The organism is Streptomyces sp. AJS327 (genome assembly GCF_013450295.1).
In the GTDB taxonomy this organism is placed as follows: domain Bacteria; phylum Actinomycetota; class Actinomycetes; order Streptomycetales; family Streptomycetaceae; genus Streptomyces.
Genome location: NZ_SKBR01000001.1, coordinates 758,310 through 774,452, shown reverse-complemented (window position 1 = coordinate 774,452; position 16,143 = coordinate 758,310). Strand labels below are relative to the sequence as shown.

At 74.3% G+C, this 16,143-nt stretch carries 14 protein-coding genes; 5 read left to right on the top strand and 9 right to left on the bottom strand.

Translation table 11 applies throughout. The annotated features are described in order from the left end of the window. Window positions 1-50: 50 nt before the first annotated feature. Window positions 51-464, top strand: a complete 414-nt coding sequence (locus E0L36_RS03045; protein WP_180927286.1) for a Fur family transcriptional regulator — start codon at window positions 51-53, stop codon at window positions 462-464. A 130-nt stretch (window positions 465-594) separates the two neighbouring features. On the opposite strand, the gene E0L36_RS03040 is transcribed toward E0L36_RS03045, so the two are convergent. After that, complete coding sequence (locus E0L36_RS03040) at window positions 595-1,458, bottom strand: TetR/AcrR family transcriptional regulator (protein WP_180927285.1); 864 nt, start codon at window positions 1,456-1,458, stop codon at window positions 595-597. A 96-nt stretch (window positions 1,459-1,554) separates the two neighbouring features. Between E0L36_RS03040 and E0L36_RS03035 the strand changes: the two genes are divergently transcribed. Together E0L36_RS03035 and E0L36_RS03030 are read left to right on the top strand one after the other, a co-directional pair. Then, on the top strand, window positions 1,555-2,607 hold the full coding sequence (locus E0L36_RS03035) for an ATP-binding cassette domain-containing protein (protein ID WP_180927284.1): 1,053 nt from the start codon (window positions 1,555-1,557) through the stop codon (window positions 2,605-2,607). Continuing rightward, window positions 2,591-3,346 (top strand): ABC transporter permease, encoded by a 756-nt coding sequence (locus E0L36_RS03030; protein ID WP_180927283.1) that lies wholly within the window; start codon window positions 2,591-2,593, stop codon window positions 3,344-3,346. Before E0L36_RS03035 ends, E0L36_RS03030 begins: the two co-directional genes overlap by 17 nt. Before the next feature lie 59 nt (window positions 3,347-3,405). Here the strand turns inward: E0L36_RS03030 and E0L36_RS03025 are convergent, their stop codons facing one another. From E0L36_RS03025 to leuA, 7 genes are all read right to left on the bottom strand, one after another. Beyond that, complete coding sequence (locus E0L36_RS03025) at window positions 3,406-4,227, bottom strand: isoprenyl transferase (protein ID WP_180927282.1); 822 nt, start codon at window positions 4,225-4,227, stop codon at window positions 3,406-3,408. A gap of 133 nt (window positions 4,228-4,360) precedes the next feature. Beyond that, window positions 4,361-5,122 carry a DNA repair protein RecO gene (recO, locus tag E0L36_RS03020; RefSeq protein WP_180927281.1) on the bottom strand — a complete coding sequence of 254 codons (762 nt, stop codon included), beginning with the start codon at window positions 5,120-5,122 and terminating at the stop codon, window positions 4,361-4,363. 156 nt (window positions 5,123-5,278) lie between these two features. Further along, window positions 5,279-5,971, bottom strand: a complete 693-nt coding sequence (locus tag E0L36_RS03015; protein ID WP_180927280.1) for a response regulator transcription factor — start codon at window positions 5,969-5,971, stop codon at window positions 5,279-5,281. Then, the gene (locus E0L36_RS03010) at window positions 5,968-7,239 is read right to left on the bottom strand and encodes a sensor histidine kinase (RefSeq protein ID WP_374705482.1); all 1,272 of its coding nucleotides are present in this window, start codon (window positions 7,237-7,239) and stop codon (window positions 5,968-5,970) included. Before E0L36_RS03010 ends, E0L36_RS03015 begins: the two co-directional genes overlap by 4 nt. A gap of 4 nt (window positions 7,240-7,243) precedes the next feature. Then, on the bottom strand, window positions 7,244-9,376 hold the full coding sequence (locus tag E0L36_RS03005) for an MMPL family transporter (RefSeq protein ID WP_308416614.1): 2,133 nt from the start codon (window positions 9,374-9,376) through the stop codon (window positions 7,244-7,246). Window positions 9,377-9,834: 458 nt separating this feature from the next. Beyond that, a complete protein-coding gene (locus E0L36_RS03000) occupies window positions 9,835-10,515 on the bottom strand; it encodes a TerB family tellurite resistance protein (protein WP_374705481.1) in 681 nt (226 codons plus the stop codon). Window positions 10,516-10,890: 375 nt separating this feature from the next. Beyond that, window positions 10,891-12,675, bottom strand: a complete 1,785-nt coding sequence (gene leuA / locus E0L36_RS02995) for a 2-isopropylmalate synthase (protein WP_180927276.1) — start codon at window positions 12,673-12,675, stop codon at window positions 10,891-10,893. A 501-nt stretch (window positions 12,676-13,176) separates the two neighbouring features. Here leuA and E0L36_RS02990 point away from each other — a divergent pair. Then, entirely contained in the window at window positions 13,177-14,283 is a 1,107-nt protein-coding gene (locus tag E0L36_RS02990) for a M4 family metallopeptidase (RefSeq protein WP_180927275.1), read from the top strand. A 100-nt stretch (window positions 14,284-14,383) separates the two neighbouring features. Next, the gene (locus tag E0L36_RS02985) at window positions 14,384-14,650 is read left to right on the top strand and encodes a protealysin inhibitor emfourin (RefSeq protein ID WP_180927274.1); all 267 of its coding nucleotides are present in this window, start codon (window positions 14,384-14,386) and stop codon (window positions 14,648-14,650) included. 85 nt (window positions 14,651-14,735) lie between these two features. On the opposite strand, the gene E0L36_RS02980 is transcribed toward E0L36_RS02985, so the two are convergent. Next, a complete protein-coding gene (locus E0L36_RS02980; RefSeq protein ID WP_180927273.1) occupies window positions 14,736-16,070 on the bottom strand; it encodes a 6-phospho-beta-glucosidase in 1,335 nt (444 codons plus the stop codon). Window positions 16,071-16,143: the final 73 nt, after the last annotated feature.

Sequence of the window (16,143 nt, the reverse complement as noted above, 5' to 3'; positions counted from 1 at the left end):
GCACAATGGGCCGCGCCAGCCCGTCGTGCGACGAACGAAGGAGTCAGCGCGTGGTCACAGCAGGCCCCCCCGTACGCGGCCGGTCCACCCGGCAGCGGGCCGCCGTGTCGGCCGCTCTTGCCGAGGTCGAGGAGTTCCGCAGCGCGCAGGAACTGCACGACATGCTGAAGCACCGGGGCGACTCGGTGGGTCTGACCACCGTCTACCGCACCCTCCAGTCCCTGGCCGACGCCGGTGAGGTGGACGTGCTCCGCACCGACGAGGGCGAGGCGGTCTACCGACGCTGCCACAGCGACGACCACCACCACCATCTGGTCTGCCGCCGGTGCGGCAAGGCGGTCGAGGTGGAGGGTCCGGCCGTGGAGAAGTGGGCGGAGTCGGTCGCCGCCGAGCACGGTTTCGTCGACGTCGGTCACACCGTGGAGATCTTTGGTACCTGCGGGGAGTGCTCGGCCCAGCGCTGACCCCGCCCGCCCGGGCCCCGGCCCGGGACACCCGCCGCCCGGGGCCATCGCCCGGGCGACGTCCGGGAGTTCGGCCCGGGCGGCCCCCGACGATCCGAACCCGGGGATTCGCCGGGTTCAGACCGGGGGTTCACCGGCCGTCCGCGCCGTCCGGAGCGGAGCGGGTGGCCGCCCGCGCCTCCCGCGCCTCGATGCCGTCCAGGATGATGGCGAGCCCGAAGTCGAAGGACGGGTCGAACTCCTCCTCCACCCCGGCGTCCCCGGCGGCCCGGTCCGTCTCCGTGGGCGCCGCGGCCTCCCCGTCCGGCGTGGGCCGGACGGCCAGCCCGGACTCCAGCAGCGCGGTGATCGCGGGGTAGTGGCCCCCGCGGGTGAGCCGCGCGAGCAGCTCCCAGTAGTGGGCCTCGGCCTGTTCCTGCCGTTCCCGGCCGCCGCCGGTCGCCGCCTCCATGTCGGCGGCCAGGGAGACGTGGCTGCGCACGAACCCGCTGAGCAGCATCAGGGTGGCGAGCTGTTCCTCGCCACCGAGCCCGGTACGCCGCAGGTAGCGCAGGCCGTGCTCCATCCACGCGACGCCGGTGGGGGAAACCGGCGGGGTGCTGACCGGGATCCGCATGATCCACTTGTGCCGCCAGAGCACCTTCCGGTAGGCGCGCGCCCACTGACTAAGCCCCTCCCGCCAGCCCTCCCCGGGCGGTGGGCCCGGCGGGGACGCGTCGAAGGCGGCGTCCTCCATCAGGATCAGCAGTTCGTCCTTGCCGGAGACGTACCGGTAGAGCGCCATGGTGGAGACGCCCACCTCGGAGGCGACCCGGCTCATCGAGACCGCGGACAGGCCCTCCTCGGCGGCGATCTCCACGGCCGCGTGCACCACCCGCGGCAGGTCGACCCCGCGCGCGGGGCCCTTGCCCGGACGCTCCCGCAGACCCCAGGCCGCCTCAACCCCCGGCGGCAGTCCGGACGATCCGGTCCTCGGTCGCTGTGTGCTCCCCATGTGGCATTCACCTCTCGGAGTGTGTATAGCATACGCAGTAACGTGTACGGCATACACAGTTACGCGTACGAGATACGCGGAGAGGGGTGGAGTTCGATGCGACACGTGTCAGCGGCCGGTGCGCCGCCGGGGGACCGGGCGACGGACCAGGCACGGAACCAGACCGCGAACCCGGGGGTGAGCCGGGCTGGGCACCCGGGGGCGAACGGGCCCGCGGACTGGGCGATCGAGACGCGGGGGCTGCGCAAGTCCTACGGCGGCAGGGCCGTGCTGGACGGGCTGGACCTGCGGGTGCGACGCGGCGGGGTCTTCGCGCTGCTGGGCCAGAACGGCGCGGGCAAGACCACCACCGTCCGGATCCTGACCACGCTCACCCGCGCCGACGCGGGGCGGGCCCGGGTGGCGGGCTTCGACGTGGTGGCCGAGCGGTCCCGCGCCCGCCGCGCCCTCAGCCTCACCGGGCAGTACGCGGCGCTCGACGAGGAGCAGACCGGCGAGGAGAACCTGCGCATGATGGCCCGGCTGGTCGGCGCCGACCGGGCGACCGCCGCCGCCCGGGCCACCGAACTGCTGGCCCGGTTCGACCTGCGGGAGGCGGCCGGCCGCCGGGTGGCGACGTACTCGGGCGGTATGCGGCGCCGACTGGACATCGCGGCCGGGCTCACCGGGGCGCCCGAGGTGGTCTTCCTGGACGAGCCGACCACGGGGCTCGACCCGCGTGGGCGCCGCGCGATGTGGCGACTGGTGGGCGGGCTGGCCGAGTCGGGCGTGACGATCTTCCTGACCACGCAGTACCTGGAGGAGGCCGACCAGCTCGCCGACCACGTCGCCCTGCTCGACCAGGGGCGGCTGGTCGCCGAGGGCACCCCACGGGAGCTGAAGGAGCGGGTGGCGGGCCAGCGGCTCGACCTGACCCTCAGCGACCCGCACGCCTACCGGGCGGTTGCCGAACGGCTCGGCGAACGTGCGGTGTTCGCGTCCCCGGAGGAGCTGCTGCTCGGGGTGGCGACGGACGGCGGCGCCGCCGGGGTACGCGCGCTGCTCGACGAACTCGACCCCGGTCACCGCGACATCGCCCGCTTCGCCGTCCGCGGCGCCACCCTCGACGACGTCTTCCTGGAGTTGACCCAGCATGGCCCGGCTCACTGACTACCCCGTGTTCGCCGCCCGCGGTGTGCGGCTCAACCTCCGCAATCCGGACGCGCTGATCACCGCACTGGTGCTGCCGGTGATGCTGATGCTGGTGTTCGTCTACCTCTTCGGCGGCGCCCTGGAGGACACCACCGGCTCCTACGTCACCTACGTCGCCCCGGCGGTGCTGGTGCTCTGCTCGGGGTACGGCGCCTCGATGACGGCCACCAGCGTCACCAACGACATGACGACCGGGGTCATCGACCGCTTCCGCTCGATGGACGCCAGCGCCACCGCGGTACTGGCCGGGCACGTGGCCGCCAGCCTGGTGCGGAACACACTGGCCATCCTCGTGGTACTGGCCGTCGCCCTGGCCATCGGCTTCCGGCCGCAGGCCGGGCCGCTGGAGTGGGGCGCGGCGCTCGCCGTCCTGCTGCTCTACGTCACCGTGCTCTCCTGGCTGGGCGCGGCGGCCGGGCTGCTGGCCCGGTCCGTGGAGGCGGCCAGCGGGTTCACCTTCCTCGTCCTGTTCCTGCCGTATCCGAGCAGCGCGTTCGTGCCGGTGGAGACGATGCCCGGCTGGCTGCACGGCTTCGCGCAGCACCAGCCGGTCACCTCGGTGATCGAGTCGCTGCGGGCGCTGCTGCTGGGGCAGCCCGTGGGGAACAGCGCCTGGACCGCGGTGGCCTGGTGCGTGGGGCTGTTGCTGCTCACACTGCCGCTGTGCGCGGCGCTGTTCCAGCGCCGCGCCCGCTGACCGGCCAGGCCGCACACCCACCAGGCCGCTGACCGGCCGGGGTCGCTGGCGCTCCGGGGCTAGCCGGCGGCTCCGGTCTCCTCCGGGGCCGCCACGGCGCCGCCGAACCGGCGGTCCCGGCGGGCGTAGTCCAGGCAGGCGGCCCACAGGTCCCGGCGGTCGAAGTCCGGCCAGAGGACGTCCTGGTAGACCATCTCGGCGTAGGCGCTCTGCCAGATCAGGTAGTTGGAGGTGCGCTGCTCCCCGGAGGGGCGGAGGAACAGGTCCACGTCCGGCATGTCCGGGTAGTAGAGGTACTTGGCGAAGGTCTTCTCGGTGACCTTGGCCGGGTCGAGGCGACCGGAGCGGACGTCCTCCGCGAGGGCCCGGGCGGCGTCGGCGATCTCGGCCCGGCCACCGTAGTTGACGCAGAAGTAGAGGGTCATGGCGTCGTTCCGGGTGGTCTGCTCCTGGGCGACCTGGAGTTCCCTGACGACCGAGCGCCAGAGTCTCGGCATCCGGCCGACCCAGCGGATGCGGATGCCCAGCGCGTCCATCTCGTCCCGGCGGCGGCGGATCACGTCCCGGTTGAAGTTCATCAGGAAGCGGACCTCCTCCGGGGAGCGCTTCCAGTTCTCCGTGGAGAAGGCGTAGAGGGAGAGGTTCCGCACCCCCATCTCCAGGCAGCCCTTGAGCACGTCCATGACGACGCCCTCGCCGACCTTGTGGCCCTCGGTGCGCGGCAGCCCCCGCTGCTTGGCCCACCGGCCGTTGCCGTCCATCACCACCGCCACGTGGTTCGGGACCAGTTCCCCGGGGATCTTCGGCGGGCGGGCACCCGAGGGGTGCGGCTCCGGAACGGCGTACTCGCGGTGTGACCAGGGGAGTACACGGCGTGCCATGGGGGGATCAACTCCAGGTTCGGGCGGGCTCTCGCCCGGAGCCTACGCGCTGCCCCTGGCCGGGCCCCAACCCGGCCGAACGGCTCCGGACACCCCGGTGCCGGGTGTGGCGCCGGGTGTGTGCCGGGCACCGTCAGGCGCCGGAGGGAGCCTGCCGCACGTAGCGCAGCGAGCGCAGTCCGCGTTCCAGGTGCCAGTGCAGGTAGGCGGAGACCAGCCCGGCCCCCTCGCGGACGTGCCGCGGCTCGGCGGCGTCGGCCGTCGCCCAGTCGCCGGTGAGCAGCGCCCCGAGCAGGCGCAGCGCCTCGGGTGAGGGCACCACGCTGCCCGGTACGCGGCAGTCCCCGCACACCACCCCGCCCGAGGCGACCGAGAAGAAGCGGTGGGGGCCGGGCAGTCCGCACTTCGCGCAGTCCGCGAAACTCGGCGCGTACCCGCCCATGGCGAGCGAGCGGAGCAGGAAGGCGTCCAGTACCAGCCCGGGCGCGTGGGCGCCGGAGGCGAGGGTACGCAGTCCGCCGACGAGCAGCAGGTACTGCTGCACCCCCGGCTCGCCCTCGTGCTCGGTGAAGCGTTCGGCGGTCTCCAGCATCGCGGTGCCCGCGGTGTAGCGGTCGTAGTCGCCGACGATGCCCCGTCCGTACGCGGCGATGGTCTCCGTCTGGGTGCACAACGGGAGGCCGCGGCCGACCAGTTCGCTGCCCCGGGCGAAGAACTGCACGTCGACGTGGGAGAAGGGCTCCAGGCGGGCGCCGAACTTGGACCTGGTGCGCCGCACGCCGCGCGCGACCGCGCGGACCCGTCCGTGTCCGCGGGTGAGGAGGGTGATGATCCGGTCGGCCTCCCCCAGCTTCTGGGTGCGCAGCACCACCCCGTCGTCCCGGTAGAGGCTCATGACCGGTGGGAGACGGAGGACGCGCGGTGAGGCGAGGGGGCGGGGTCTCGGGGGGCGGGCGGCATGCGCCCCATTGTCGCGCAGTCCCCCGGGCTCCCCCGCGCGCCCCCGGTCCCGGTCGACCGGTGGCCCCGCCCGGTCGCGGGCCGGCCGCGGTCAGCCGGTGGTTCCGGGGGTGATCAGCCCCGACTCGTAGGCGGCGATGACCAGCTGCGCGCGGTCCCGCACCCCGAGCTTGCCCATGATCCGGCTGACGTGGGTCTTGGCGGTCAGCGGGGAGAGCGCGAGGGCGGTGGCCACCTCCTGGTTGTTGAGCCCCCGCCCGACCAGGCTCAGCACCTGCCGCTCCCGTACCGAGAGTCCGGCCAGCGTCTCCGGCACCCGGGTCTCGTCCTCGGGGGCCGAGGGGAGGCGCAGCACCCGCGCGATGAGCCGGGCGGTCGGACCCGGGGAGAGCAGGGACTCTCCGGCGGCGACCGTGCGGATGGCGTCCAGGAGTTCGGCGGGCCGGGTGTCCTTGACGAGGAAGCCGGACGCCCCGGCGCGCAGCGCCTCCAGCACGTGCTCGTCGGTGTCGTAGGTGGTGAGCACGAGCACCCGCGTCCCGGCCAGCCCGGGGTCGGCGGCGATCCGCCGGGTGGCGGCGATGCCGTCCCAGTCCGGCATCCGGATGTCCATCACCACCAGGTCGGCGCGGGTGGAGCGGGCCAGCGCGACCGCCTCCCGGCCGGTGCCCGCCTCCCCCACCACCTCCATGTCCGGGGCGGAGGCGATCAGCATCGCGAACGCCGCGCGCACCAGGTTCTGGTCGTCGGCGAGGACCACGTTGATCCTCTCGGACGCGGTCATCGGGCGCTCTCCTTCGTCGTGCGGGGGTCGGGCACCGTGCCGAGCGGGAGGGTGGCGGTCACGGCGAAGCCCCGCGCGTCGGTGCGGGGCCCGGCCTCCAGGGAGCCGCCGATGCTGCGGGCCCGCTCCCGCATGCCGACGATGCCGTAGCCGCCGGGAGCGCTCTCGCCGGTGTCCGGTCCGGGTTCCCCGCCGTCGTCCACCACGGAGATCCGCAGGGCGGAACCGTCGCCCGGCAGGGTGGCCGCGACCCAGACGGACACCGAGGGACCCGCGTGCCGCACGGCGTTGGTCAGCGCCTCCTGGACGACGCGGTAGGCGGCCGCCCCGACGACGGGGGGCAGCGGCAGCGTGGCGAGCCGGGTCGCCGTCGTCAACTCGACGCGGGCGCCCGCCCCTTCGGCGCCGCGCGCCAGATCGGGCAGGCCGCCGAGGCCGGGGAGCGGGCCGAGCGCCTTCGGGTCGTCGGCGCGCAGCACCTCCAGGGTGGTGCGCAGTTCCAGGCGGGCGTCCCGGCAGGTCTCCGCGATGCCGTCCAGCGCCTGCGCCACCTGTTCCCGGTCGAGCCGTTCCGGGTCCGCGACGAGCACGTGGGCCGCCACGGAGGTCTGCACGCCGATCAGCGTGATGCTGTGCGCCAGCAGGTCGTGCAGGTCGCGGGCGATGCGGAGGCGTTCGCGCACCACCCGGCGGGCCGCCTCCTCCTCGCGGGTGCGCTCGGCCCGTTCGGCCCGTTCCACTATCGCGGCCACGTAGTCGCGGTGGATGCGGACCGCCTCGCCGACCAGCACGGTGGCCACCAGCCAGCCGGAGGTGCGCATCATCTCGCTCACCTCGTCGGCGCCGCCCATCCCGCCGATCATCATGGCCATCACGCCGACGATGCAGCCGAGGGTGAGGAAGGAGCGGAGCGGTGGCCCGGCGAGGGCGAGCAGGTACAGCGCGGCGAGGGAGGCCGGTACCACCGCGGTGTGCGCGAACTCCTGCGCGTGGTACGGCCCCACGCACAGGATGTTGCCCAGCACCACCAGCCAGGGCGCCCGCCGGGCCCCCACCAGGACCAGCGCCGAGGCCGACAGCAGGAGCCAGCCGCCGGCGTCCGGGATCCGGCCGTCGTCCGGGGAGAGCCACAGCGCGAGCGCGATCTGGAGCAGGAGGACGAGCAGCGCGACGAGGACGTCGTGCCGCCCCACCCGGGGCGCCGGGCCGCGCTGACGCCCGACGGTGCGGGCGAGCACGGCCGTGACGGAGTCCAGGGTGAGGCGCACGGGACTATCCTGCGCTATCCGCGCCCACGGTGGCGGCGGGTTCCCGCACTGGCCGCTCGTCAACCGCCTTGCCATGCCCGGGAGTCGGAGTGCCGGGCGGGCGGCCGCCGGAGGTTCCGGGGTCGCGCCGGAAGAGCCGTCCGGGCCACCAGATCCAGCGGCGCAGCAGCACGCCCGCCGAGGTCACCAGGTAGGTGCGGACGAGGAAGGTGTCGAGCAGCACCCCCACGGCGACGACGAAGCCCATCTCCACCATCAGCACCATCGGCATCGTCATCAGCACGCAGAAGGTCGCGGCCAGGACCACGCCCGCCGAGGTGATCACGCCGCCCGTGGTGCGCAGCGCGTCCAGCGTGGACTCCGGCACCGGACTTCCGGACAGCCCGTTCTCCCGCATCCGGTGCATCAGGAAGATCCCGTAGTCGACGCCGAGCGCGACCAGGAAGACGAAGCTGAGCAGCGGGATGTTGGCGTCCAGCCCCGCGAAGCCGAGGACCGGCCCGAAGACCAGCCCGCCGAGGCCCATCGCGGCGCCCCAGGAGGCGACCACGGCCACCACCAGGAGGACCGGCGCCACCACGGAGCGCAGCAGCGCGATCAGGATGACCAGTACGGCGGCGAGGACCAGCGGGATCACCGTCCGGCGGTCGTCCGCGTTGGTCCGCTCCAGGTCGAGCTGCTGGGCGCTGGGGCCGCCCACCGCCGGGTCGGCGCCCTCGATCGTGGACAGTTCGGTCCGCAGGGCGCGGATGGTCTCCTTCTCGCCAGCCGACTCCGGCTTGTCCCGGGCGAAGACGGACAGTTCGCTCCAGCCGCCGCCGTCGCGTCCGCGCTGGACCGAGGCCACCCCGTCGGTGGCGCGGGCGGCGCGGGTCACCTCGGCGACGTGGTCGGTGCGGGCCAGGACGGTCAGCGGCTGGCTGCTGCTCTCCGGGAAGGACCGCTCCACCGTCTCCATCGCGCTGACCGACTCGGGGGTGTCGGTGAAGGTGTCCTCCTGGCGCAGGTCGCCGGGGAGGTTGAGGGCGCCGAAGGCCAGCGAGCCCAGCAGCGCCGTCCCGGTCAGCAGGATCGCGAGGGGCCGCCGGGCCACGGTGCGGCCCACCCGGTCGAACAGCGGGCGCCGCCCGCCGCGCGGGGCGTCCGTCCGCTCCGGGTCCCAGACCGGGACCAGGGGCCAGAACACCCGTCGGCCGAGCAGCACCAGGATCGCGGGCAGCAGGCTGATCATCGCGGCCAGCGCGCAGACCACCCCGACGGCGCCCACCGGGCCGAGCCCGCTGCTGCTGTTCAGGTCGGCCGCGAGGAGGCAGAGCAGCCCGGCGGCGACGGTGCCGGAGGAGGCCAGCACGGCGGGGCCGCAGCCGCGCAGCGCGCTGAGCATCGCGGTGAACGGCCGCCGGTGGCGCAGCAGTTCCTCCCGGTAGCGGGCGACGAGCAGCAGCGCGTAGTCGGTGCCCGCGCCGAAGATCAGCACCGTCATCAGCGAGGTGCTCATGGTGGTGACGGTGAGGTCGAAGAGCTGGACCAGCCCGTACACCACGGCCATCGCGGCCACGGTCGCGAAGCCGACGACCGTCAGCGGCACCAGCCAGAGGAAGGGGCTGCGGTAGGTGAGGATCAGCAGGACGGCGACGACGGACGCGGTGCCGAGCATCAGCGTCCCGTCCACCGACTCGAACACCTCGTCCATGTCGGTGGCCAGCGCGCCCGGGCCGCCGACCCGCACGGTCAGCCCCTCGGGGGCGCCGGACAGCCGGTCCCGCACCTCGTGCACGGCCTCGGTCTGCGCGTCCTTCTCGGGGAGCCCGGCCAGCGCCATCGGCGTCATCAGCGTCTCGCCGTCCTCGCTGGGGACGGTGCGCGGGCCGCCGCCGCTCAGCCGGTACTCCCCGGCCACGTCCGCGACCTGCTCCCGCGCGGCGGCGCGGTCGGCGGCGGTCAGCCCGCCCTCGCGGTGGTGCACCAGCAGCAGGTCGACCGTCCCGCCGCCCGGCAGCTCCTTCAGCAGTTCCTCGGCCCGGGTCGAATCGGCCCCGGACGGAAGGTAGTTGATGCTGTCGTCGCTGGTGGCGCCGGACAGCCTGCCGGAGAACGGCAGCGCCAGGAGCAGGATCACCACCCAGAGGCCGATCACCGCCCAGGGCGCGGTCCGACCGCCCCGTGGCCGACCGGCCGCGCTCCGGCCCGCTCTCCCGTCCCGCCGCTCCCCCGGTGTGCGGGGCGTCTCAGGCCCGCCCGGCGGCCCGGCGTCCAACGCGCCGCCCCCGGACGGTCGTTCGGACTGTCCCATGAGCCCACTCCTGTTCCGCGCGGGTGCCTCCCGCTCACGGTCCAGAATTCCGCCGCGCCAGCGCGATCTCGTCGCTCGGGGGAGCGAACCGCGCGCTACTCCGGTGGGCGACGCCACCCCGCCACTACTCCCCGGGGCGTACTCCAGCGGGCGCGCTCAGTCCCACGCCGGGGGCGGTTCCCCGCGCCACCCGAACCACCCGAACCCGCGGCGGACGTCCCGCCGTCAGGCGCGGATGGGGCGTGGTGGGCGTGTGGCCGGGCACGGGCAGAGGCGGCGCCAGGGCGGGCGTGTGGCCGGGGTCAGGAGGGGGTGCGGGCGGCGGCCAGCAGTCGGTCGACGTCCTCCGCGTCCATGCCCAGGGACCGGCCGACCGAGGCCAGCACCTCGCGCTCCCCGGCGCCGTACAGGCCGTCGGCCAGCGCCACCCGGGCGCCCCGGAGCAGCAGGCTCTCCCGGCCTCCGGGGGCGAGGTGCGGCGCCAACGGCACCAGCGCCTCGTGGAGTTCGATCTCCATGCTGACGCTGCTGTCCGCGCTGACCGCGAGGAGCAGCGCGAGCAGCTGGTCCTCGGTGAAGTCGGGGAAGCCGATGGCGCGCACGCTCTCCACGGCCACCTCCCGGGCCGCGCCCGCCTCGGCGCCCCCCGCGCCCAGCACCGCCAGCACGATGGTGTGCACCGCGTGCCGGAGCATGGCGGCGAGCCGGTCGCTGGTGGGGTGGTCGAGCGCCTCGGGCCCGAAGTGGCCCCGGCAGACGGCGCATTCGAGGACCGGACCGGCGGTGCCACGGGGCAGAACCGGAACGCCCAGCAGGACGAGTCTGCGGCGGCCGGTACGGCGCCGGAAGCGCCGGTCGCCCCCGCATCCGGGACAGAAGAAGTCGCCGTCGTCCAGCGTGCGCCAGCTGGTGCGTACGCCGGCGAGGCGCACCGCGCTCACCAGTCTGACGGAACGCCTCCGCCGATCCCGGGACGGCCCCACACCGCACCTCCATCACGTGTTGGCGGTCTCGCTCCGCAGCGCGCGGCGCGTCCGCCACGGCGCGCGCGGCACCGTTCAGCCGCGCCGCGGCAGCGCCGTCTCCCGCGCTACGGGCAGCGCCAGCCGCGAGAAGCGGAGCACCGCCGAGTTACGTGATGTTAACCACAGTCGCGAGGTGGCGTCAGCACCTCAGCCCGGAAGAATCGAGCCAGTGTTCCCTCCCCGGCCGTCCGGAGCGGGCGGCCCGCCCCTCCCCAACACCCCCGCCCGACAGGGCGGTTCGGGCCGTGCGCGGGGGGACGGAGGGTGGCCCCGGCGGGACGGGCGCGGGGGACGGCCGCCGCCCGGGAGCCGGTCCCGGACGGCGGCGGGGGCTCAGCGGGAGGCCCGGTTGACGGCGGAGACGACGCCCCGGATGGAGGCGCGGACGAGGTTGGCGTCGATGCCGACGCCCCACAGCACCTGGTCGCCGATGGCGCACTCGATGTAGGAGGCGGCCTGCGCCCCGGCGCCCTCGCTCAGGGTGTGCTCGACGTAGTCCAGCAGCCGTACCTCGATGCCGATGGCGTGCAGCGCGTCGAAGAACGCCGCGAGCGGGCCGTTGCCGGTACCGGAGAGCACGGTGGCGACGCCGTCCACGGTCGCCTCGATGGTGAGCTGGTCCCGCCCGTCGGTGGTGGTGGAGCTCTGGGCGCCCTGGAGCGCGATCCGGCCCCAGCTCTTGTCCGGGGTCGGCAGGTACTCGTCCTGGAAGATCTCCCAGATCTCGGCGGGGGTGACCTCGCCGCCCTCGCCGTCCGTCCGCTCCTGGATGATGCGGGAGAACTCCACCTGCATCCGGCGCGGCAGGTCCAGGTGGTGCTCGCCCTTGAGCACGTAGGCGATACCGCCCTTGCCGGACTGCGAGTTGACGCGGATGACCGCCTCGTAGGAACGCCCCACGTCCTTCGGGTCGATGGGCAGGTACGGCACGGCCCAGGGCAGCGCGTCGACGCTGGTGCCAGCGCGCTCCGCGCGGACCGCCAGGTCCTCGAAGCCCTTCTTGATGGCGTCCTGGTGCGAGCCGGAGAAGGAGGTGTAGACGAGGTCGCCCGCGTAGGGGTGGCGCGGGTGTACCTCCATCTGGTTGCAGTACTCGTAGGTCCGGCGGACGTCGTCGATCCGCGAGAAGTCGACGCAGGGGTCGACGCCCTGGCTGAACAGGTTCATCCCCAGCGTCACCAGGTCGACGTTGCCGGTGCGCTCCCCCTGGCCGAACAGGCAGCCCTCGACCCGGTCGGCGCCGGCCAGCACGGCCAGTTCGGCCGCGGCGACGGCGGTGCCACGGTCGTTGTGCGGGTGGGTGGAGAGGCAGACCAGGTCGCGGCGGGACAGGTTGCGGGACATCCACTCGAAGCGGTCCGCGTGGGTGGAGGGCGTCGACCGCTCGACGGTGGCGGGGAGGTTCAGGATGATCTCGCGGCCGGGCTCCGGCTGCCAGACGTCCATCACGCTCTCGCAGACCTCCAGCGCGAAGTCCAGTTCGGTGTCGGTGAAGATCTCGGGGCTGTACTGGTAGCCGAAGACCGTGCGGTCGTCGAGCAGCTGCTCGGCGTACTTCAGGACCGCGCGGGTGCCGTCCACCGCGATCCGCCGCACCTCCTCTCGGGAGCCGCGGAACACCACCTCGCGGAAGACCGGGGCGGTGGCGTTGTACAGGTGGACGGTGGCGCTGCGCGCGCCACGCAGCGCCTCCACGGTGCGCTCGATCAGCTCCTCACGGGCCTGGGTGAGGACGGAGATGGTGACGTCCTCCGGGATCGCGTCCTCCTCGATGATGGAGCGCACGAAGTCGAAGTCGGTCTGCCCGGAGGCCGGGAAGCCGACCTCGATCTCCTTGTAGCCCATGCGGACCAGCAGGTCGAACATCTCCCGCTTGCGGGCCGGGGACATGGGGTCGATCAGCGCCTGGTTGCCGTCCCGCAGGTCGGTGGAGAGCCACCGCGGGGCGTGGGTGATCCGGCGGCCGGGCCACTGGCGGTCCGGCAGGTCGACGGCGTCGTACCCGGAGTAGCGCTGGAAGGGCATACCGGAGGGACGTTGCCGGACGGTGGCCGAGGTGATCGGAGTGCGGCGGCCCGGGGGACGGGTGGGCGCCGGGGCGGTGGTCTCGGGGTTCATCTGCGCTGGGCTCCTGTGGCGGTCACGGAGGGGGCTCCGTGGACGGGGGCCGACGTGGACAGCACCAGACTCCGCGGGGAGGGGGTCGGCCGGTGTCTACAGGCCCTCGCCGCGGCAGCTAAGGAGAAGCAGCCCGAAACGCATGGTGCGGTCAGCCTAGACCAGCCCCGGCGATCGGCCAGCCCCGTATCACTATGCGAAACAGCACATCAGCGTGGTGACCCCGCTGGTCAGCCCGGTCAGCCCCGGAGCGCGAGCGGCCGGGACCGTGCGGGGCGGCAGGGGCGGGGTCGGGGCCGGGGCGAGCGTTGACGGGGACGGGTGGGGGGCGGCCGTGGGGCCGGTGTGTGGGGGCGCGCGGGTGAGCGCGGGGCGCCGGGCGGCGGCGACGGCGCGCCCGGCCGGGCAGGCGTCCGGCGGGCGCGCTCCAGGGCACCCCTTTCTCGCGAATTACCCCTCGCCCTCGGTGACATGACGGTCACCGAATGCCACATTTCCGGTATGTACTCAGCACACTCACGCCGTCCGCGGCCGTTCTGCACCATCGTCCCGCCGCACCTGCTGGACCAGGTCTCCCAGGCCGAGGACCCGGCCCTGCACCTGCCCGCCCGCCGCACCCTGGAGCGGGACGCCGACTGCCGGGCCCGCCGGATCGCCGCCCTCCGCCAGACCGGCAGGGCGAGCGCGGCCAGCGCCGCCGACGCACCGGCGGAGGCGGACGCCGGGAAGAAACCCCGCCGCACCATCTCCGACGCGGGCGGGCGCACCGAACTGCCCGGCCGGGAGGTCCGCGCCGAGGGCTCGGAGCCGGTGGCGGACGCCAGCGTCAACCGGGCCTACTCCGGGCTCGGCGCCACCTTCGAGCTGTTCCTCACCGTCTACTCCCGCCACTCCATCGACGGCTCCGGCCTCCCCCTCGACGCGACGGTGCACTACGGCGAGGACTACAACAACGCCTTCTGGGACGGCCACCGGATGGTCTTCGGGGACGGGGACGGCGAGGTCTTCCGGGACTTCACCCTCGCCGTCGACGTGATCGGGCACGAACTCACGCACGGCGTCACCCAGCACACCGCCGACCTGACCTACTCCGGCCAGTCCGGCGCCCTGAACGAGTCCGTCTCGGACGTCTTCGGGTCCCTGATCAAGCAGTACGCGCGCGGGCAGACGGCCGCCGAGGCCGACTGGCTCGTCGGCGACGGGCTGTTCACCGACCGCGTGCGGGGCGACGCGCTGCGCTCGCTCAAGGCCCCCGGCACCGCGTACGACGACGACGTCCTCGGCAAGGACCCGCAGCCCGCCCGGATGGCGGACTACGTGCGCACCGACAAGGACAACGGCGGGGTGCACATCAACTCCGGCATCCCCAACCACGCCTTCTACCAGCTCGCGACGGAACTCGGGGGGCATGCCTGGGAACGCGCCGGGCAGATCTGGTACGACACGCTCACCGCCCAGAACCTCGCCTCCGACGCGGACTTCGCCGCCTTCGCCGCCGCCACCGCGAAGGCGGCCTCCGAACGGTACGGGCGGGACGGCCAGGAGCACGACGCGGTGCTCAAGTCGTGGTCGGCCGTGGGCGTCGACCCGACCATGGCGGACGGCTGAGCCGGAAGGACCGGACGGAGCCGGAAGGACCCAGAGGAACCGCGAGCGCCGGCCACGGCCAGGCCCGGGCCGACGGCCCGTAGAACAGGAAGGAGGGGCGGTGCGCATCACCGTCACCCGTACCGGCGGCTTCGGCGGGCTGACCCGCCGGGCCACCCTGGAGACCACCGGGCGCGAGGACGCGGACGAGCTGTCCGGGCTGGCCCAGCGAGCGCTCACGGAGGGGCACGGCGAGCGCCCCCTGGGCGTGCCGGACGGCTTCCACTACGAGATCGAGGCCGAGGGCAGCACCGGATACTGCGCCGACCCCCGCCTCTCCGAAGCCCAGCAGCGGCTGATCTCCACCGTGCTCCGCGAGGGCAGCTGACGCCGCGCGCGGCGGGGCGCCGTGCCCGGAGGCCCAGGGTCTCCGGGCACGGCGCCCGACCGCTCGTCCGCCACCGGCGGCGCGCTCAGTCGGCGGCGCGCTCCAGGATCCGCGCCGCCACGGCGGGCGAGTCGACCAGCGGGTGCAGGGCCAGCGCGCGGAGCGCCGCCCGCCGCGAGCCGGAGACCGCGGCCTCGACCGCCGCGCGCTCCACCGACTTCAGCTGGAGCACCAGACCGAGTTCGGCGTCCGGGAGCGGGCCGCCGGGGCGGGGCCGCGCCCCGTCGACGTTCACGTCACACACCGTCTCGATGATCGCGTCCGGCGCCAGGGCGGGAAGCGTCGTGCCGTTCGGCACGTTGAGGATCAGCCGGGTGCCGTCCCCGCTGGACAGCGCCCGCATCAGGGCCAGCGCCACCTGGTCGTAGCCACCGCCGTCCAGGTCGCAGCTGTCGCGCTGCCAGCCGCCGCTCGCCGCGCGGCTGTCCGCCATGTACGTCTCCTCGCGCTCCAGCCGGGTGCGCTCCCACAGCGCGAGCGCGGCGGCCGGGTCGGACGCGGCGGCCTGGGCGAAGAACGTGTCCTGCTGGGCGTGGAGTTGCTCGCCGCGGGTCTGGGCGGCCTCACGCGCGGCGGCCAGCGTCTCCCGCCGGAAGTAGTAGTAGTGCAGGTACTCGTTGGGCAGCGCGCCCAGGGCCCGCAGCCACTCGGCGCCGAACAGCCTGCCCTCCTCGAAGGAGGTGAGGGCCGTGGTGTCGGCCAGCAGCCCCGGCAGCAGTTCGGTGCCGGTGGAGTCGGTCAACCCCCGTAGCCAGCCGAGGTGGTTGAGGCCGACGTAGTCGTAGGAGACGGTGTCCGGGTCGGCGCCCACGGCCCGGGCGGCACGGCGCACCAGTCCGACGGGCGAGTCGCAGATCCCGATGACCCGGCGCCCCAGCACCCGGGACATCGCCTCGGTCACGATCCCGGCCGGGTTGGTGAAGTTGATGACCCAGGCGTCCGGGGCCACCGCGCGCACCCGTTCGGCGATCTCCAGCGCCGTCGGCACCGAGCGGAGCGCGTAGAGCACCCCGCCCGCGCCGACCGTCTCCTGGCCGAGCACGCCCTCGGCGAGCGGAACCCGCTCGTCGCGGACGCGTCCGGCCATGCCGCCCGCGCGGATCGCGGAGAAGACGAAGTCGCTGCCGCGCAGGGCGTCGTCGAGGTCGTCGGCCACGCGGACCAGGGGTCCGCCGGGCACCTCCTCCGCCGCGGCCTGCGCGGCGAGCACGGACTCGACGACGCGCAGCCGCCCGCGATCCGTGTCGTACAGCACGAGTTCGGTACGCGGGCCGCCCTCCTGGGCGCGGGCGTCCCGCAGCAGCGCGCGGTGGACCAGGGGGACGCGGAAGCCGCCCCCGCCGAGAATCGTCAGCCTCATGAGCCGGAACGTACCCCACGGGAGGGCTCGTTCCGCCTCCAGCGCCCACCCTCCGTGAGGCACCCGCCAGAAC

What these genes read in the sequence shown, in the direction of transcription:
- E0L36_RS02990 (WP_180927275.1), top strand. Translation starts at nt 13,177, where the DNA reads ATGTACTCAGCACACTCACGCCGTCCGCGGCCGTTCTGCACCATCGTC.
- E0L36_RS02980 (WP_180927273.1), bottom strand. Translation starts at nt 16,070, where the DNA reads ATGAGGCTGACGATTCTCGGCGGGGGCGGCTTCCGCGTCCCCCTGGTC.
- E0L36_RS03040 (WP_180927285.1), bottom strand. Translation starts at nt 1,458, where the DNA reads ATGGGGAGCACACAGCGACCGAGGACCGGATCGTCCGGACTGCCGCCG.
- E0L36_RS03035 (WP_180927284.1), top strand. Translation starts at nt 1,555, where the DNA reads ATGCGACACGTGTCAGCGGCCGGTGCGCCGCCGGGGGACCGGGCGACG.
- E0L36_RS03015 (WP_180927280.1), bottom strand. Translation starts at nt 5,971, where the DNA reads ATGACCGCGTCCGAGAGGATCAACGTGGTCCTCGCCGACGACCAGAAC.
- leuA (WP_180927276.1), bottom strand. Translation starts at nt 12,675, where the DNA reads ATGAACCCCGAGACCACCGCCCCGGCGCCCACCCGTCCCCCGGGCCGC.
- E0L36_RS03025 (WP_180927282.1), bottom strand. Translation starts at nt 4,227, where the DNA reads ATGGCACGCCGTGTACTCCCCTGGTCACACCGCGAGTACGCCGTTCCG.
- E0L36_RS03030 (WP_180927283.1), top strand. Translation starts at nt 2,591, where the DNA reads ATGGCCCGGCTCACTGACTACCCCGTGTTCGCCGCCCGCGGTGTGCGG.
- recO (WP_180927281.1), bottom strand. Translation starts at nt 5,122, where the DNA reads ATGAGCCTCTACCGGGACGACGGGGTGGTGCTGCGCACCCAGAAGCTG.